The 15,006-nt window shown below is 69.1% G+C and carries 17 protein-coding genes; 8 read left to right on the forward strand and 9 right to left on the reverse strand.

Annotation, left to right across the window (positions count from 1 at the left end; all coding sequences use genetic code 11):
- Positions 1-5 precede the first annotated feature (5 nt).
- Together OG718_RS36255 and OG718_RS36260 are read right to left on the reverse strand one after the other, a co-directional pair.
- The gene (locus OG718_RS36255; protein WP_143631980.1) at positions 6-281 is read right to left on the reverse strand and encodes a DUF397 domain-containing protein; all 276 of its coding nucleotides are present in this window, start codon (positions 279-281) and stop codon (positions 6-8) included.
- Positions 263-1,096 carry a helix-turn-helix domain-containing protein gene (locus OG718_RS36260; RefSeq protein WP_143631978.1) on the reverse strand — a complete coding sequence of 278 codons (834 nt, stop codon included), beginning with the start codon at positions 1,094-1,096 and terminating at the stop codon, positions 263-265. The genes OG718_RS36255 and OG718_RS36260 overlap by 19 nt, the downstream gene beginning before the upstream one ends.
- Before the next feature lie 351 nt (positions 1,097-1,447).
- On the opposite strand from OG718_RS36260, the gene OG718_RS36270 reads away from it, so the two are divergent.
- From OG718_RS36270 to OG718_RS36290, 5 genes are all read left to right on the forward strand, one after another.
- Complete coding sequence (locus OG718_RS36270; RefSeq protein ID WP_055613418.1) at positions 1,448-1,663, forward strand: hypothetical protein; 216 nt, start codon at positions 1,448-1,450, stop codon at positions 1,661-1,663.
- A 35-nt stretch (positions 1,664-1,698) separates the two neighbouring features.
- Positions 1,699-2,307: a DUF1266 domain-containing protein gene (locus tag OG718_RS36275; RefSeq protein WP_260694825.1), complete on the forward strand. Its 609-nt coding sequence runs from the start codon at positions 1,699-1,701 to the stop codon at positions 2,305-2,307.
- A 22-nt stretch (positions 2,308-2,329) separates the two neighbouring features.
- Positions 2,330-2,461, forward strand: coding sequence for a hypothetical protein (locus OG718_RS36280; protein ID WP_313904861.1), 132 nt, complete (start codon positions 2,330-2,332; stop codon positions 2,459-2,461).
- On the forward strand, positions 2,458-3,204 hold the full coding sequence (recO, locus tag OG718_RS36285; RefSeq protein WP_143631977.1) for a DNA repair protein RecO: 747 nt from the start codon (positions 2,458-2,460) through the stop codon (positions 3,202-3,204). Before OG718_RS36280 ends, recO begins: the two co-directional genes overlap by 4 nt.
- Before the next feature lie 68 nt (positions 3,205-3,272).
- The gene (locus OG718_RS36290; protein WP_143631975.1) at positions 3,273-4,124 is read left to right on the forward strand and encodes an isoprenyl transferase; all 852 of its coding nucleotides are present in this window, start codon (positions 3,273-3,275) and stop codon (positions 4,122-4,124) included.
- Positions 4,125-4,288: 164 nt separating this feature from the next.
- Here OG718_RS36290 and OG718_RS36295 read toward each other — a convergent pair whose 3' ends face one another.
- The 4 genes from OG718_RS36295 to OG718_RS36310 are packed head-to-tail and all read right to left on the reverse strand — an operon-like array spanning position 4,289 to position 7,470.
- Positions 4,289-4,708, reverse strand: a complete 420-nt coding sequence (locus OG718_RS36295; protein ID WP_143631973.1) for a Fur family transcriptional regulator — start codon at positions 4,706-4,708, stop codon at positions 4,289-4,291.
- A gap of 59 nt (positions 4,709-4,767) precedes the next feature.
- Entirely contained in the window at positions 4,768-5,682 is a 915-nt protein-coding gene (locus OG718_RS36300) for a metal ABC transporter permease (RefSeq protein ID WP_143631971.1), read from the reverse strand.
- Positions 5,683-5,687: 5 nt separating this feature from the next.
- Positions 5,688-6,470 carry a metal ABC transporter ATP-binding protein gene (locus tag OG718_RS36305; RefSeq protein WP_143631969.1) on the reverse strand — a complete coding sequence of 261 codons (783 nt, stop codon included), beginning with the start codon at positions 6,468-6,470 and terminating at the stop codon, positions 5,688-5,690.
- Between the two features lie 37 nt (positions 6,471-6,507).
- Complete coding sequence (locus OG718_RS36310; protein WP_328846190.1) at positions 6,508-7,470, reverse strand: metal ABC transporter substrate-binding protein; 963 nt, start codon at positions 7,468-7,470, stop codon at positions 6,508-6,510.
- Between the two features lie 231 nt (positions 7,471-7,701).
- Here OG718_RS36310 and OG718_RS36315 point away from each other — a divergent pair, with 231 nt between their 5' ends.
- Together OG718_RS36315 and OG718_RS36320 are read left to right on the forward strand one after the other, a co-directional pair.
- Positions 7,702-9,084, forward strand: a complete 1,383-nt coding sequence (locus tag OG718_RS36315) for a glycine--tRNA ligase (RefSeq protein WP_328846191.1) — start codon at positions 7,702-7,704, stop codon at positions 9,082-9,084.
- A gap of 211 nt (positions 9,085-9,295) precedes the next feature.
- On the forward strand, positions 9,296-10,228 hold the full coding sequence (locus OG718_RS36320) for a DUF4394 domain-containing protein (protein WP_328846192.1): 933 nt from the start codon (positions 9,296-9,298) through the stop codon (positions 10,226-10,228).
- Between the two features lie 167 nt (positions 10,229-10,395).
- On the opposite strand, the gene OG718_RS36325 is transcribed toward OG718_RS36320, so the two are convergent.
- Together OG718_RS36325 and OG718_RS36330 are read right to left on the reverse strand one after the other, a co-directional pair.
- Entirely contained in the window at positions 10,396-10,602 is a 207-nt protein-coding gene (locus OG718_RS36325; RefSeq protein ID WP_328846193.1) for a hypothetical protein, read from the reverse strand.
- Between the two features lie 294 nt (positions 10,603-10,896).
- A complete protein-coding gene (locus OG718_RS36330) occupies positions 10,897-12,324 on the reverse strand; it encodes an MFS transporter (protein ID WP_143631961.1) in 1,428 nt (475 codons plus the stop codon).
- A gap of 101 nt (positions 12,325-12,425) precedes the next feature.
- Here OG718_RS36330 and OG718_RS36335 point away from each other — a divergent pair, with 101 nt between their 5' ends.
- A complete protein-coding gene (locus OG718_RS36335) occupies positions 12,426-13,406 on the forward strand; it encodes a helix-turn-helix transcriptional regulator (protein ID WP_328846194.1) in 981 nt (326 codons plus the stop codon).
- Between the two features lie 130 nt (positions 13,407-13,536).
- On the opposite strand, the gene OG718_RS36340 is transcribed toward OG718_RS36335, so the two are convergent.
- A complete protein-coding gene (locus tag OG718_RS36340) occupies positions 13,537-14,979 on the reverse strand; it encodes an MFS transporter (RefSeq protein ID WP_143631959.1) in 1,443 nt (480 codons plus the stop codon).
- Between the last annotated feature and the right edge of the window lie 27 nt (positions 14,980-15,006).

Below are 15,006 nucleotides of genomic sequence, written 5' to 3' on the forward strand. Positions count from 1 at the left end.
GACGATCACACCGCGACGGTTCCGATGAAGTGTGTCCAGGCTGTGGCGCCGACCAGCAGAACGGGCCCGTCCACGACCTTGCTGTCCCGGACGGGTACGACACCGGGGACTCCGTCGGCGACTTCGAGGCATTCGCCGCCGTTGTCGTCGCTGTAGGTGCTCTTGCGCCAGCGGGCGGCGCCTATGAAGTCGTAGGCGACCTCGACGCAGGCCTCGCCGCCATCGCCGCCGCTGTAACTGCTCTTGCGCCAGGGGGCGTTGCTCAGGTCGTACTCGCGCATCGTCTGTGGTCCTCTGCCGCCGACTCGATCAGGGCCAGGGACGCCTTCGGTGACAGCGCGGCGGCCCTGAGGAGATCGTAAGACGCACGGGTTCGCTTCACCACAGCCGGTTCGTCCAGCAAGTTCCCTGAAAACACCCCTTCTGTATAGACGGTTGGCGGGGCGTCCTCGAACTCCATGAGCCACATCATCTTGCCCATGGCCGGGTGGGCCCCAGATACGCACGGCAGCACCTGCAGCATCATCATGCGCTGCTGCATCATCGTTGTGATGTGGTCCAGTTGGTGAGTCATTACCGCCGGTCCGCCGACTGAGATGCGCAGGGCCATCTCATGGAGGACCACCCAATACATGGGCCGGGTAGCGTCCTTGAGCAGCCGCGTCCGGTCCATGCGCCCCTTGACCAGCTCCTCGATGTACTCATCGTCGGCGAGCGGATTGCCTGCCAAGAACATCGCTCGGGCGTACTCCCGCGTCTGGAGGAGCCCCGGTACCACCGTGGGTGCGTACTCGGCGATTTCCGTCGCCAGTCGCTCCAGCTCTGCCGCGTGCGCGAAGTACTCCGTATAAGGCTGGTCCTTGATGAGCTTTCGCCAGAGGCGCTCGAAAAAGCCATCGGTTTGTAGGACCTCGTCGATCCTCTTCGCCACATCCAACTGTGGTTTCCGAATGGCCTGTTCGAATTGCCCGATGTAGCCGCCCGACACAAAAACGCGATAACCCAAGTCCGCCTGAGTTAACCCGGCATCCTCGCGGCGCCTCTTCAACTCCGTGCCGAAGAACTCCCAAGCAGCCTGCCGCGAACCATTGGCCATGGCCAAGCCCCCTTGTACTGCCGTGTACTGCACCGACGTTGCTGAGCGTAGAGGTCTTCCAAAGTCTAAGCGGCAGGCGTCACCGTGGAGATGAAAAGCGTGAAACCCAATTGGAAAGGGGAACACCGTGAAGGCTGACGGGATCGGCCACGGCGCACAGCACTCGGCGGCGTGTGTCGAACAAGCGGAGGAAACGGTGAAGGAATTGCGCGCGGCACTGGCAACGGCAGGAATTAAGTTGCCGACACTCGGGATCGACCCGGCAAGTTTGGCGCGGGAGGCCCCTTGTCCGCTCGTCGAATTGGGACGGTGTTCCGTCGGGACGGCGGCGCGACTCGCGGCGGTGCTGGGATGAAGCCGAAGGTCGGGACGTACGTCGTCGACACGAGGACGGGAAGGGTGGGCGTGGTGATGGGGCACGAGGGACCCTACGTACAGCTGAGGCCGTACGGCGGCGGCAAGGAGTGGGACTGCGCACCGGACACCGTCCGGGGAGCCACCGCGGCGGAACGTCTCAGCGCGGCCACCGCGTACGCCAACGCACGCAGCCGTGGCGAGGTCCCCTGAAAGGCCCGGAGGGGCCTGTCATAGGGTGCGGCGCCATGGCGATATGGAAACGTCGCAGGCAGAAGGCCGCGCGCAAGTACCCCGTTCCGCTCACCATGCACCAGCTGTGGATGGTGTCGCTCAGCGCGCCGGTGAACCGTGACCGGGACGCCTCGCGGACGACCCTGTACCCGTTCACCCGCATCGACGACGAGAAGGCCCGGCGCTGGCTGGCCGACCAGTGGGAGATCACCTCGCGTGACGAACTGGCCGGCCGGCTCGACGGCCTCGCCCGGTCCGGCTACCGCTCCCGCGCCCGGCTGCGGCTCGGCGTCGAACCGCTGGCGTGGGACGCGGGTCTGTACGTAGACATCACCCGCCGGGGCTTCGCGTGCGGGATGCTCGGCGAGGCCGACGCGTGGACCGCGCTGAAGAACATCGTGCCGGCGGTGGTGAGGTCGTACGCCTCCTGGAACGAGTACGCCGAGCACTACCTGCTCGGCAGGATGGTCTGGCGGGACAACCTCCGGGGCACCCCGGACGCCCCCGCCCCGCAGGCCGTCTCGGACGCCCATCTGAAGTCCCTCCTGGACCCGGCGAACCGGGCCAGCCCCTGGAACATGGCGCCCTGGCACGCGATCAGCCACCCCGACCACACCCGCTGACTCCGTACGCGAGAATGGGCCCATGAGCCTGTTCCGCGACGACGGCGTTGTCCTGCGCACCCAGAAGCTGGGCGAGGCGGACCGCATCATGCTGCAGTCTCCCGGGGGACGACCCCCGTACCCCCAGCCGGGAACCCGTGGGGGCGCGCGATGAGTCTCTTCCGCGACGACGGTGTCGTCCTGCGCACCCAGAAGCTGGGCGAGGCGGACCGCATCATCACGTTGCTCACTCGCGGTCACGGGCGGGTGCGAGCCGTCGCGCGGGGTGTCCGGCGGACCAAGTCGAAGTTCGGGGCGCGGCTCGAACCCTTCTCCCACGTCGACGTGCAGTTCTTCGCGCGGGGAAGCGAGCTGATCGGGCGCGGGCTGCCGCTGTGCACGCAGAGCGAGACGATCGCTCCGTACGGTGGCGGGATCGTCGCCGACTACGCGCGGTACACCGCCGGGACGGCCATGCTGGAGACCGCCGAGCGGTTCACCGACCACGAGGGCGAGCCGGCCGTGCAGCAGTATCTGCTGCTGGTCGGCGGCCTGCGGACACTCGCCCAGGGCGAGCACGAGCCGCACCTCATCCTCGACGCCTTCCTGCTGCGCTCCCTCGCCGTCAACGGCTACGCGCCGAGCTTCAACGACTGCGCGAAGTGCGGCATGCCGGGACCGAACCGGTTCTTCTCGGTCGCCGCGGGAGGTTCCGTCTGCGTCGACTGCCGGGTGCCCGGCAGCGTCGTACCCTCGGCGCAGGCCCTCGAACTCCTCGGCGCGCTGCTGACGGGGGACTGGGCGACCGCGGACGCGTGCGAGTCGCGGCACGTCCGGGAGGGCAGCGGTCTGGTGTCGGCCTATCTGCACTGGCACCTGGAGCGCGGACTGCGCTCGCTGCGTTACGTGGAGAAGTAAGCGGCAGAGAACAGCCGGCCGTACAGAGATCACCGGCCGTACAGAGATCAGAGGGAGACGAGAAGCACATGGTGGTACGCGGGATCCTGGGGCGCCAGCGCCGCGAGTACAAGACGCCGGAGCCGCACCCGTCCGGCGCCCGCTCGCCCAAGCTCCCCGGCGAGCTGATCCCGAACCACGTGGCCTGCGTGATGGACGGGAACGGCCGCTGGGCCAAGGAGCGCGGACTGCCGCGCACCGAGGGGCACCGGGTCGGCGAGGGTGTCGTCATGGACGTCCTCAAGGGCTGTCTGGAGCTGGGCGTCAAGAACCTCTCGCTGTACGCCTTCTCGACGGAGAACTGGAAGCGGTCGCCCGAGGAGGTCCGCTTCCTGATGAACTTCAACAAGGACGTCATCCGGCGCCGCCGCGACGAGATGGACGAGCTCGGCATCCGCATCCGCTGGGTCGGCCGCATGCCCAAGCTGTGGAAGTCCGTCGTCCACGAGCTCCAGATCGCCCAGGAGCAGACGCAGAAGAACGACAAGATGACGCTGTACTTCTGCGTCAACTACGGCGGTCGCGCCGAACTCGCCGACGCCGCGAAGGCGCTGGCCGCGGATGTCGCCGCCGGGAAGCTCGATCCGGACAAGGTCACCGAGAAGACCATCCAGAAGTACCTCTACTACCCGGACATGCCGGACGTGGATCTGTTCCTGCGCCCCAGCGGTGAGCAGCGCACGTCCAACTACCTGATCTGGCAGTCCAGTTACGCCGAGATGGTCTTCCAGGACGTCCTGTGGCCCGACTTCGACCGTCGCGACCTCTGGCGTGCGTGCGTGGAGTACGCCTCCCGCGACCGCCGCTTCGGCGGAGCCGTCCCCAACGAGGACCTCCTGGCAATGGAAGAGGGCATGCGGGGCCGCCCCGAAGGGGCCTGATCGTTTGGTTCGGACGTGCGGGCCCGGTGGGGGCTGATCGCGCGGTTCCCCGCGCCCCTAAAGACAAAAGCCGGGGGCGCGGGGAACGGCGCAGTTTTTAGGGGCGCGGGGAACTGCGCGACAAGCCACCACCGGCCCGCACCCGAAAACGAACCGCCGCCGCCCTACCCCTTGGCGCGCGCAGCGCACTCCGCACAGGTGCCGAAGATCTCCACCGTGTGAGCCACGTTCACATAGCCGTGCTCCGAAGCGATCGCTTCCGCCCACTTCTCCACGGCCGGCCCCTCCACCTCGACGGCCTTGCCACAGACGCGGCACACGAGGTGGTGATGGTGGTCGCCGCTCTCACAGCGGCGGTACACGGATTCGCCGTCCGACGTGCGCAGGACATCGACCTCGCCAGCGTCGGCAAGAGACTGCAGCGTGCGGTACACCGTGGTCAGCCCGACGGAGTCGCCCTTGTGCTTGAGCATGTCGTGCAGGTCCTGGGCGCTGCGGAACTCGTCCACCTCGTCGAGCGCCGCCGCCACGGCGGCACGCTGCCGGGTGGAACGGCCCCGAACAGGCGGTCCAGCGGTCGTCACCGTTGCCTCCAAACGTCTGCGGCTTGCCGGGCCATTGTGCCAGCCCGGACCGGGCGCAGTCAGACGCCGACCTTTCCGGTGGGTGTGCGCGTGGCCGGAATCGCGCATTCCGCCGGATCGCCGGCCTCCTGGGCCGCGGCCTGCGCGGCGGCCCGCGCCCTGCGCCGGGCCAGTGGTGTGGCCAACGCCGTGAGCAGGATGAACACGCCGATGGTCAGCAGGACGATCGTCGCACCGGGCGGCACGTCCTGGTAGTACGAGGTCACCGTGCCGCCGATGGTCACGCTCACCCCGATCGCCACCGCGATCGCGAACGTCGCGGCGAAACTGCGGCTGAGCTGCTGCGCGGCGGCCACCGGGACCACCATCAGGGCGGAGACCAGCAGCAGGCCGACGACCCGCATGGCGACCGTGACGGTGACCGCCGCGGTGACGGCCGTGAGCAGGTTCAGGGCGCGCACCGGCAGCCCGGTGACCCGCGCGAACTCCTCGTCCTGGCTCACCGCGAACAGCTGCCGGCGCAGTCCGACCGTGACGAGGACGACGAAGGCCGCGAGCAGGCAGATCGCCGTCACGTCCTCCTCGGAGACCGTGGAGAGCGAGCCGAAGAGGTACGAGGTCAGATTGGCGTTGGAGCCGCCGGGCGCGAGGTTGATGAACATCACACCGCCGGCCATGCCCCCGTAGAAGAGCATCGCCAGCGCGATGTCGCCGCGCGTCTTGCCGTACCAGCGGATCAGCTCCATCAGGACCGCGCCCACCACGGAGACGGCCGTCGCCATCCACACCGGCGACCAGGAGAGCAGGAAGCCGAGGCCGACGCCGGTCATCGCCACATGGCCGATGCCGTCGCCCAGCAGGGCCTGGCGGCGCTGGACGAGATAGATGCCGACGGCGGGCGCGGTGATGCCGACGAGGACGGCGGCGAGCAGGGCCCGCTGCATGAAGGCGTAGTCGAGGATTTCGAGGTTCATGGCGATCAGCTCAGCAGTCCCGTCCGGATCGGTTCGGCGTCGTGAGCCGCGTGGGGATGTACGTGGTCGTGGCCGGGCAGCGCGTGCTGGCCGAGTGCCTGCGGGGGCGGGCCGTCGTGCATGACACAGCCGTCGCGCAGCACGACCGCGCGGTTGATCAGCGGCTCCAGCGGGCCCAGTTCGTGCAGGACGAGCAGGACGGAGGCGCCCTGGGCGACCTGCTCGCGCAAGGTCTCCGCGAGGACCTCCTGGCTGGCCAGGTCCACGCCCGCCATCGGCTCGTCCATGATCAGCAGCTCGGGCCCGGCGGCGAGGGCGCGGGCGATGAGTACCCGCTGGTGCTGGCCGCCGGACAGCGCGTTCACCGAGTCCTTGGCACGGTCCGCGAGGCCGACCAGGCCGATGGCCCGCTGGACCGCCTCGCGGTCGGCCTTGCGCAGGACACCGAAGCGGGCGCGGGACAGCCGCCCGGAGGACACCACCTCGGTCACCGTCGCGGGCACCCCGCCGGCGGCGGTCGTGCGCTGCGGTACGTAGCCCACGCGCGCCCAGTCGCGGAACTGGCGCCGTGGGGTGCCGAACAGCTCGATCTCGCCGCTGGTGACCGGGACCTGGCCGATGACCGTGCGGACGGCCGTCGACTTGCCGGAGCCGTTGGCGCCGAGCAGCGCGACGACCTCACCGCGGTTCACGGTGAGGTCGATACCGCGCAGGACGGGGCGTGAGCCGAGCTCGGCCGTCACACCACGCAGGGATATGACGGTCGAGGTGTCTGGCTCGTCCTTCATGCCGCCGTCCTTCATGCCGCCACCCTCCGGGGGTTGGTCATTTCGCGCCCAGTGCCGACTGCAGCGCCTTGAGGTTGGACTCCATCACCTGGAAGTAGTCGTCACCGCGGGACTTCTTCGTGATGCCCTCGATCGGGTCGAGCACATCGGTCTTGAGGTTCGCGTCCGCGGCGATGGTCTTCGCGGTCTTGTCGCTGACGAGGGTCTCGTAGAAGACCGTGGAGACGCCGTCGGCCTTGGCCATCTTCTCAAGGTCCTTGACGCGGTTGGCGCTGGGCTCGCTCTCCGGGTCCAGGCCGTTGATGGCCTCCTCGGTGAGGCCGTAGCGCTCGGCGAGATAGCCGAAGGCGGCGTGCGTGGTGATGAAGACCTTCGTCCTCGTGTTCTTGAGGCCGTCCTCGAACTGCGTGTTGAGGGCGTCCAGTTGCTTCACCAGGGCCGCGGTGTTCTTCGTGTAGTCCGCCGCGTTGTCCGGGTCGGCCTTCTCGAAGGCCTTGCCCACACCCTCGGCGACCTCGGCGTACTTCACGGGGTCGAGCCAGATGTGCGGGTCCTCGCCGGAGCCTTCCTCGCCCTCGTGGTCGTCGTGCTCGGCCGCGTGGCCGCCGACCTCGTTGCCGTGCTTCTCCAGGCTGGTGAGGGTGGCCGCGTCGATCTTCGTCCTGATCTCGGACTGGGCGACAGCGTCGTCGACGGAGGGCTGGAGGTTCTTCAGGTAGAGGGCCACGTCCGACTCCTGGAGCTGCGCGGTCTGCTTGGCGCTGATCTCCAGGTCGTGCGGCTCCTGGCCGGGCTCGGTCAGGGTGCTCACACTGACGTGGTCGCCGCCTATTCGCTCGGCGATGAACTGCAACGGGTAGAACGACGCCACGACGTCGAGCTTCCCGCTGTTGCCGTCGGCCGCGTTGGACTCGGACGAGCAGGCGGAGAGGAGCCCGAGACCCAGGGCGGTGGCCGCGGCGGCCGCGGTGCCGGACATAAGACGTCGTCGTACGTTCATGACACCCATTTTCAACAAGTCTGGAAACGATTGTCAATAACGCGTCTTGTGATCTGGGCTTCATCCCGGTATGGGAGGGGTGTGACGGGAGAGGTGGGAACGGTGCGCGGCCAGGACCCCAACCGATTTGATCCGAGGGCAGGGGCCGCCGGTAATCTGAAGCATTCGCTCTGAAGCAATGCTGTGAAGCAACCCTGCTTCGTCGCCCGTCGTCGTAATGAAGAGAGCACCGTGGCCGCCGACAAGATCGACACCATCGTCAGCCTGAGCAAGCGCCGTGGCTTCGTCTACCCGTGCAGTGAGATCTACGGCGGCCAGCGAGCCGCCTGGGACTACGGGCCGCTGGGTGTCGAGCTCAAGGAGAACATCAAGCGCCAGTGGTGGCGCTACATGGTGACGTCGCGCGAGGACGTCGTCGGTATCGACTCGTCCGTGATCCTGGCCACCGAGGTCTGGGTGGCCTCCGGCCACGTCGCCACTTTCTCCGACCCGCTCACCGAGTGCACCTCGTGTCACAAGCGGTACCGCGCCGACCACCTTGAAGAGGCGTACGAGGCGAAGCACGGCCGCACCCCCGAGAACGGCCTGGCCGACCTCAACTGCCCCAACTGCGGCAACAAGGGCACCTTCACCGAGCCCAAGCAGTTCTCCGGCCTGCTCTCCACGCACCTGGGCCCCACCCAGGACAGTGGCTCCGTCGCCTACCTGCGCCCCGAGACCGCGCAGGGTATTTTCACCAACTTCGCCCAGGTCCAGCAGACCTCGCGCCGCAAGCCGCCGTTCGGCATCGCGCAGATGGGCAAGTCCTTCCGCAACGAGATCACGCCCGGCAACTTCATCTTCCGCACCCGCGAGTTCGAGCAGATGGAGATGGAGTTCTTCGTCAAGCCGGGCGAGGACGAGAAGTGGCAGGAGTTCTGGATGCAGGAGCGCTGGAACTGGTACACCGGCCTCGGTCTCCGCGAGGAGAACATGCGCTGGTACGACCACCCGGCCGAGAAGCTCTCGCACTACTCCAAGCGCACCGCCGACATCGAGTACCGCTTCCAGTTCGGCGGCAACGAGTGGGGTGAGCTGGAGGGCGTCGCCAACCGCACGGACTACGACCTCTCCGCGCACTCCAAGGCTTCCGGCCAGGACCTCTCCTACTTCGACCAGGAGGCCGGCGAGCGCTGGACTCCGTACGTCATCGAGCCGGCGGCGGGTGTGGGGCGCGCGATGCTCGCGTTCCTCCTTGACGCGTACGTCGAGGACGAGGCGCCCAACGCCAAGGGGAAGATGGAGAAGCGGACCGTTCTGCGGCTCGACCCCCGGCTCTCGCCGGTGAAGGTCGCGGTGCTTCCGCTGTCGCGCAACCCCGAGCTGTCGCCGAAGGCGAAGGGGCTCGCCTCCGCGCTTCGTCAGAACTGGAACATCGACTTCGATGATGCCGGGGCCATCGGTCGTCGTTACCGGCGGCAGGACGAGATCGGTACGCCGTTCTGTGTGACGGTGGACTTCGACACGCTCGACGACAACGCGGTGACTGTTCGTGAGCGGGACTCGATGAAGCAGGAGCGCGTGTCGCTGGACCAGATCGAGGGGTACCTGGCCAGCCGCCTTATTGGCTGCTGATCGCTCCGCTGGGTCGCGCCGTTTGAAGCTGCGGGTCGGTGGGGGCTGGTCGCGCAGTTCCCCGCGCCCCTGAAAGCAAATGCCCCGGTTCTGTCACGTCCGTAACGGATGTAATGGAACCGGGGTTTTTGCAATCCAAGGGGCGGGGGGTTCCGAAGGAGGGGGCAGACGGCCCGCAGGGGGTGGGCCGGCACCTTCTACGGGGGTTCGGATGCGTAAGCAGGCAGTCATGGGCGTACTGGCGATGGCGGTGGCGCTCGGGACGGTCGGGGCCGTTGGCGCCGGGGCGTTGGGCGGGTCGGCGGAGAAGGAGGGCTCCGGGGCCGGGGCCGGGGTCGAGGCCAAGGGTGGTGGGGGCGGGCTGCCGGAGGCGCTCGCGCCCAGTGGGCTGCGGGCCGTCGGGCTCACCGCGGACCAGAAGCTCGTCCTGTTCCGCGTCGACCGGCCGGGGGCCGCGGTGCCGCTCGGGAAGGTCGACGGGCTCAAGGGCGACAGGACGCTGGTCGGCATCGACTACCGCGTCCAGAACCGGAAGCTGTACGCCGTCGGGGACCAGGGTGGCATCTACACGATCCGCGAGGCGGGCGCCCGCGCCACCAAGGTCTCGCAGCTCGGCGTGGCCCTCCAGGGCAAGGCCTTCGGCGTCGACTTCAATCCGGCCGCCAACCGGCTCCGGGTCATCAGCGACACCGGCCAGAACCTCCGCCACAACCTCGACGACCCGGCGGGCGCCCCGGCTCCCGGCACCACCGCCGTCGACGGCACCCTCACCAACCCGCCGGTGCCCCCGAACCCGGGTGCCACCGCGCTCGGCGTGACAGGGGCCGCGTACACGAACAACGACCTCGACGCGACGACGGCCACCACCCTCTTCGACCTCGACACCACGCTGGACCAGGTGCCGGTGCAGTCGCCCGCCAACGCCGGCAACCTCGCGCCGACGGGCAAGCTGGGCGTGGACGCGCCTCTGAACTCCGGCTTCGACATCTACAGTTCGGCGCGGAACGGGACGAACACCGGGTACGCGGTGACGGGCAACAAGTCGTTCCGGGTCAACCTGCTGACAGGGAAGCTGAGTTCGCTGGGCTCCTTCCCGCACGGGCGCCAGGTGGTGGATGTCGCACTGCCGCTGAACCAGGGGTGACCAGGGCGGTAGTCGGCATGTGACGGGAGGCGGAGGATTCCGAGGACGAGTGCGCAGGCGACCTGCGCGAACGGCGAGGTCCGCAGCCTGCGGACGGCGCGGCGCGGCGGGGGTCCGGGTAGGACCCCCGCCGCGCCGCGCTGTGACCGTGCCCGGCCGGTGCTCCCTCAGGCCTCCGACGGATCCACTGTCGCCTGGTGTGCCTCCGCGAGATGCTCCTCGGCCTTGAGCCAGGGCAGGAACTGGGCGGACTTCCGCCAGCCGCAGGTGTCGCATCTGATCGTCCGCTGCACGCCCGAGCGTTGGACTCGGACGATGTGCTCGCGGCCGTGCTGGTCCCAGCGGCTCACCTTGCTGGTGTTGATCTGCAGCATGACGCCTCCTGGTGGTCGCGCTCCGCTTGCGCGCGCTAGGGCCTGTCTGACAATTCCCGTCGTCGCCCGGAGGGCGGCCTCGCGGTGTCAGGTGAGTGCTCTCGGCGCGCCGGGCGTAGAGCCTCGTACTGGACGTACTTGGCTCTGCGCCCGGTGCGGCGAGAGTGCGTGCATGGCGCCGCGAGGCAGACGGGAATTGTCAGACAGGCCCTAAGGAGTGTGCAGCAAGAACAACATCAACAGGGACACAACTGTGGTGAGTTGTGTGCGAATTCCGCGCACTGTTCCGTGGGCTCAGGCGATGGCGCGAGGCAGTCGCAGGCTCAGACCGGTGGTCAGTGCGACCCCGGCGAGCTGGACGAGAAGCGTCGTGACCAGGGCGTCCCGCATGCCGTGACCAGGGGTGAGGGTGAGGAAGAGGGTGCCGAGGGTGGCCACACCCAGGGCGAGGGCGGACTGCTGGGCGGTGATCATGACGCCGCTGCCCACACCGGCGCGGGCCGGGGGGACCTCGGAGAGTATGACGCGGAAGAGGATGGGCAGTTGGAGGGCCTGACCGGCACCCGCGATGATCACGCCGGGCCAGAGTTCCAGGCCGCCGACGTGGGGCCAGGAGCTCCACACCGTGAGGGCGAGGACGGCCACGCCGACCGCCTGGACCAGGCCGCCCGCGGTCACCACACGCGTGCCCCACCGGGCCACCAGTCGCGGGCCCAGGAGCGAGACCACGAAGAAGGACACCGCCATCGGGGCCAGGGTCAGGCCCGCGCGGACCGGGCTCAGGGCGACCCCCTGCTGAAGCGCCACCGCGATGACGAACATGAAGCCGCTGAAGCCGATCGAGAAGGGGAGGATCATCACCAGGCCCCGGCGCAGGGGGAGGTTCGAGAACAGGCTCGGCGGAACCAGCGGGGTGCGGCCCTGACGTTCCGCCCGCCGCTCGACGAGATAGAAGGCCGTCGCCGCCATCGGGAACACCGCGAGCGACAGCCACGTCCACAGGGGCCAGCCCGCCGCCCGGCCCTCGGTCAGCGGGGCGAGCAGGGACACCAGGGCGATGGCCAGCAGGACCGTGCCGGGGCCGTCCACCGGCGCCGGGTGCTGCGAGCGGGTCTCGGGCACGGCCTTGGCGGCCAGGAAGAGGCCCACCAGCACGACAGGCACGTTCACCAGGAAGACCGCGCGCCAGCCGGTGCCCGCGATGTCCGCCGCGACGAGCACGCCGCCGAGGATCTGCCCGGCCACCATGGAGAGCCCGGCCGTTGCGCCGTACAGGCCCATCGCCTTGGCGCGGCGCGGGCCCGCGGTCGCCGACTGGATGGTGGCGAGGACCTGCGGGAGCATCGCCGCCGACGCCGCGCCCTGCGCGACGCGCGCCGCCACGAGCGTCCACGCGCTCGGCGCGAGCCCGCACGCCAGCGAGGTCAGCCCGAAGGCGATCATCCCGCCGATGAAGAGCCGGCGCCGGCCGAACATGTCGCCCAGCCGCCCGCCGAGGACGAGGAGCACGGCGTACGCGACTCCGTATCCGGCGACGACGAGTTCCAGGACCGCGTCGCTCGCGGCCAGGTCGTGGCCGATCGTGGGCAGGGCGACGTTCACGATGAAGAAGTCGATGAGGGGCAGGGCCGCGCCGAGCAGCACGGTGAACAGTCCGAGCCCGCCGAGCACGGGTGGGGCGACGGGCGAGCGGACGGTACGGGAAGCGAGGGTTTCGGTCACGCTGTCGAGCGTGCTCCCCCTCTCAGACTGGTACCAGAGTCTCTTTATCCTGTTACAAGGAGTACCTGGAAACAGGGTGCGGGCGGCTGCAGGCTGGAGGCATGACGACCATGGCCGAGGAAACGGCGGTACGGGAGAACGGGGCGACCGGGTCCACCGGGGTGCGGGGGCGCGAGGCCCAGGCCACGGGCGCGCCCGCGCGTGAGCCCGAGAGCGTGCGTGAGTCGGAGAGCCGGGCCTCGCGCGAGTCGGACATCCGGCGCCACGAGCTCGCTGCCTTCCTGCGGCACCGTCGCGAGCACCTCACGCCCGAGCAGGTGGGCCTGCCCCGCGGCCGCCGCCGGCGCACACCGGGGCTGCGCCGGGAGGAGGTCGCACACCTCTCCGCGGTCGGCGTCACCTGGTACACGTGGCTCGAACAGGCCAGGGACATCCAGGTCTCCGTCCAGGTCCTCGACGCCCTCGCCCGCACGCTGATGCTCGACCCGAACGAGCGCGCCCACCTCTTCCAGCTGGCCGGCGCCGTCGACCCCACCCCGGCCTCGCGCTGCCCGACGATCACTCCGGCGCTGTTGCAGACGCTGGAGCAGCTGGAGCCTCTCCCGGCCTGTATCCAGAACAGCCGGTACGACGTCCTCGCGTACAACCGCACGTACGGCCGTCTGCTCTGCGACCTCGACGAGGTGCCGGCCGAGGACCGCAACTGCATGGTCCTCATCACCACGAACGAGCAGTGGCGTTCGTCGATCGTGATGCTCGACGAGTCGATCCGGCTGATGGCCGCCAAGTTCCGCGCCTCGATGGCCGGGCATCTCGCCGACCCCGCCTGGAAGATGCTGCTCAAGCGGCTGCGGGCGGAGTCGGAGGAATTCCGTGAGGTGTGGGAGCGGCATGAGGTCGTCGGCTCCCGCAGCAAGACCAAGTTCTTCGACAACCAGTACGTCGGACGGTTGACCCTGGTCCACACCGACCTGTGGCTCGGTCCGGCCGAGGGGCCGCGGATGGTCACGTACGCGCCGGCGGACGAGGAGTCACGGGAACGGCTGGAGAAGCTCCATGCGATTGCTGTGGAGCGGGGTTGAGTGATTGGTGCGGCCCGGTGGGGGTTGCTCGCGCAGTTCCCCGCGCCCCTTAAAAGACAAAAGCCAGGGGCGCAGCCCCGCTTTTAGGGGCGCGGGGAACTGCGCGACCAGCCCCCACCGGGCCGCACCCTCACACAACCCCCGCCGACTCCTTGATCTCCGGCGACTCCAGTCGCAAAGCCGTGCGCTCGGCCGTTCGCCGGGCCCAGGGGCCGCTCGTCACGGCACCCAGCACCAGCACCGCCAGACCGCACGCGGCGATGATCCACCACGCGGGGCGGGCCGCCGCGACGAAGGTGTCCCGGTAGGAGGAGGAACCGACGCCGGAGGCGAGGACCGCGCCGATCACGGCGACGCCCAGCGTCTGGCCGATCTGGCGGCTGGTGGAGGCGACGGCGGCGGCCACCCCGGCCTGGGCGCGGGGCATGCCGGAGACGGCGGTGTTGGTGATGGGGGCGTTCACGAAACCGAAGCCGAGGCCGAAGAGGAAGTACCCGATGACGAGGGTCACGTTCGCCGTCTCGGCCTCGAAACCGGCGAAGAGCACACCGCTCGCGGTCATCGCCGTCCCCGCGATGAGCAGCGGCAGCCGGGGACCGCGGTTGCCGACGAGCCGTCCGGACAGGGGCGCGCAGATAAAGGTCATGACCGCCATGGGGAGCATCCACAGGCCCGCGTGGAGGGCGTCCAGGCCGCGGACGTTCTGGAGGTAGAGCGTCGAGAGGAAGAGGAAGCCGCCGAGCGCCGCGAACGCGCTGATCGCCACGACCGTGGCCCCGCTGAAGGGAGCCGAGCGGAAGAAGCGCAGGTCGATGAGGGGTTCGTCGCGGCGGGGCTCGTACCGGAGAAGCGTGACGAGCGCGGCGAGCGCGACGCCGCCGAAGGCGAGGGTCTGGCCGGCGCCGGAGGAGGGCGCCTCGATGATCGCGTACGTGAGGGAGCCGAGCAGCACGATCACCAGGAACTGGCCGACCGGATCCGGGCGGCGGGCCTTCGGGGCGCGGGACTCGGGCACGTACCGGAGTGTGAGCAGGAGCGCGGCCAGGCCCACCGGCAAGTTGATCCAGAAGATCGAGCGCCAGCCGACCGAGTCCACGAGGAGGCCGCCGACCAGCGGGCCCGCGGCCATCGATATGCCGACCACGCCGCCCCAGACCCCGATCGCGCGGGCACGCTCGCGCGGGTCCGTGAAGGTGTTGGTGATGATCGACATCGCGACCGGGTTGAGCATCGAGCCGCCGACCGCCTGGATCATGCGGAAGACGACGAGCGATTCGAGGTTGGGCGCGAGCGAGCAGAGGACCGAGCCGATCGTGAAGACGACCAGGCCGGCCATGAAGACCCGCTTGCGGCCGATGCGGTCCGCCGTCGAACCGGCGAGCATCAGCAGCGCGGCGAGCACCAGGGTGTACGCGTCGATCGTCCACTGCATGCCCGCCAGACTCGCGTCCAGGTCCTTCTGCATGGCGGGCAGGGCGACATTGAGGATGGTGACGTCGAGGCTCACGATCAGCAGGCTCATGCAGCAGATCGCGAGCACCAGCATGCGTCGCCGGTGGCTGAGCTCGGGCATGCCGACCAGAATACGCCCACTTCGGTA

This window comes from Streptomyces sp. NBC_00258 (genome assembly GCF_036182465.1).
Taxonomy (GTDB): domain Bacteria; phylum Actinomycetota; class Actinomycetes; order Streptomycetales; family Streptomycetaceae; genus Streptomyces.

Bases quoted from the DNA above. Each gene is read 5' to 3' on its own strand.
- OG718_RS36255 (WP_143631980.1), bottom strand. From the start codon at position 281: ATGCGCGAGTACGACCTGAGCAACGCCCCCTGGCGCAAGAGCAGTTAC.
- OG718_RS36260 (WP_143631978.1), bottom strand. From the start codon at position 1,096: ATGGCCAATGGTTCGCGGCAGGCTGCTTGGGAGTTCTTCGGCACGGAG.
- OG718_RS36270 (WP_055613418.1), top strand. From the start codon at position 1,448: ATGAAGCCGAAGGTCGGGACGTACGTCGTCGACACGAGGACGGGAAGG.
- OG718_RS36275 (WP_260694825.1), top strand. From the start codon at position 1,699: ATGGCGATATGGAAACGTCGCAGGCAGAAGGCCGCGCGCAAGTACCCC.
- OG718_RS36280 (WP_313904861.1), top strand. From the start codon at position 2,330: ATGAGCCTGTTCCGCGACGACGGCGTTGTCCTGCGCACCCAGAAGCTG.
- recO (WP_143631977.1), top strand. From the start codon at position 2,458: ATGAGTCTCTTCCGCGACGACGGTGTCGTCCTGCGCACCCAGAAGCTG.
- OG718_RS36290 (WP_143631975.1), top strand. From the start codon at position 3,273: ATGGTGGTACGCGGGATCCTGGGGCGCCAGCGCCGCGAGTACAAGACG.
- OG718_RS36300 (WP_143631971.1), bottom strand. From the start codon at position 5,682: ATGAACCTCGAAATCCTCGACTACGCCTTCATGCAGCGGGCCCTGCTC.
- OG718_RS36305 (WP_143631969.1), bottom strand. From the start codon at position 6,470: ATGAAGGACGAGCCAGACACCTCGACCGTCATATCCCTGCGTGGTGTG.
- OG718_RS36310 (WP_328846190.1), bottom strand. From the start codon at position 7,470: ATGAACGTACGACGACGTCTTATGTCCGGCACCGCGGCCGCCGCGGCC.
- OG718_RS36320 (WP_328846192.1), top strand. From the start codon at position 9,296: ATGCGTAAGCAGGCAGTCATGGGCGTACTGGCGATGGCGGTGGCGCTC.
- OG718_RS36325 (WP_328846193.1), bottom strand. From the start codon at position 10,602: ATGCTGCAGATCAACACCAGCAAGGTGAGCCGCTGGGACCAGCACGGC.
- OG718_RS36335 (WP_328846194.1), top strand. From the start codon at position 12,426: ATGACGACCATGGCCGAGGAAACGGCGGTACGGGAGAACGGGGCGACC.
- OG718_RS36340 (WP_143631959.1), bottom strand. From the start codon at position 14,979: ATGCCCGAGCTCAGCCACCGGCGACGCATGCTGGTGCTCGCGATCTGC.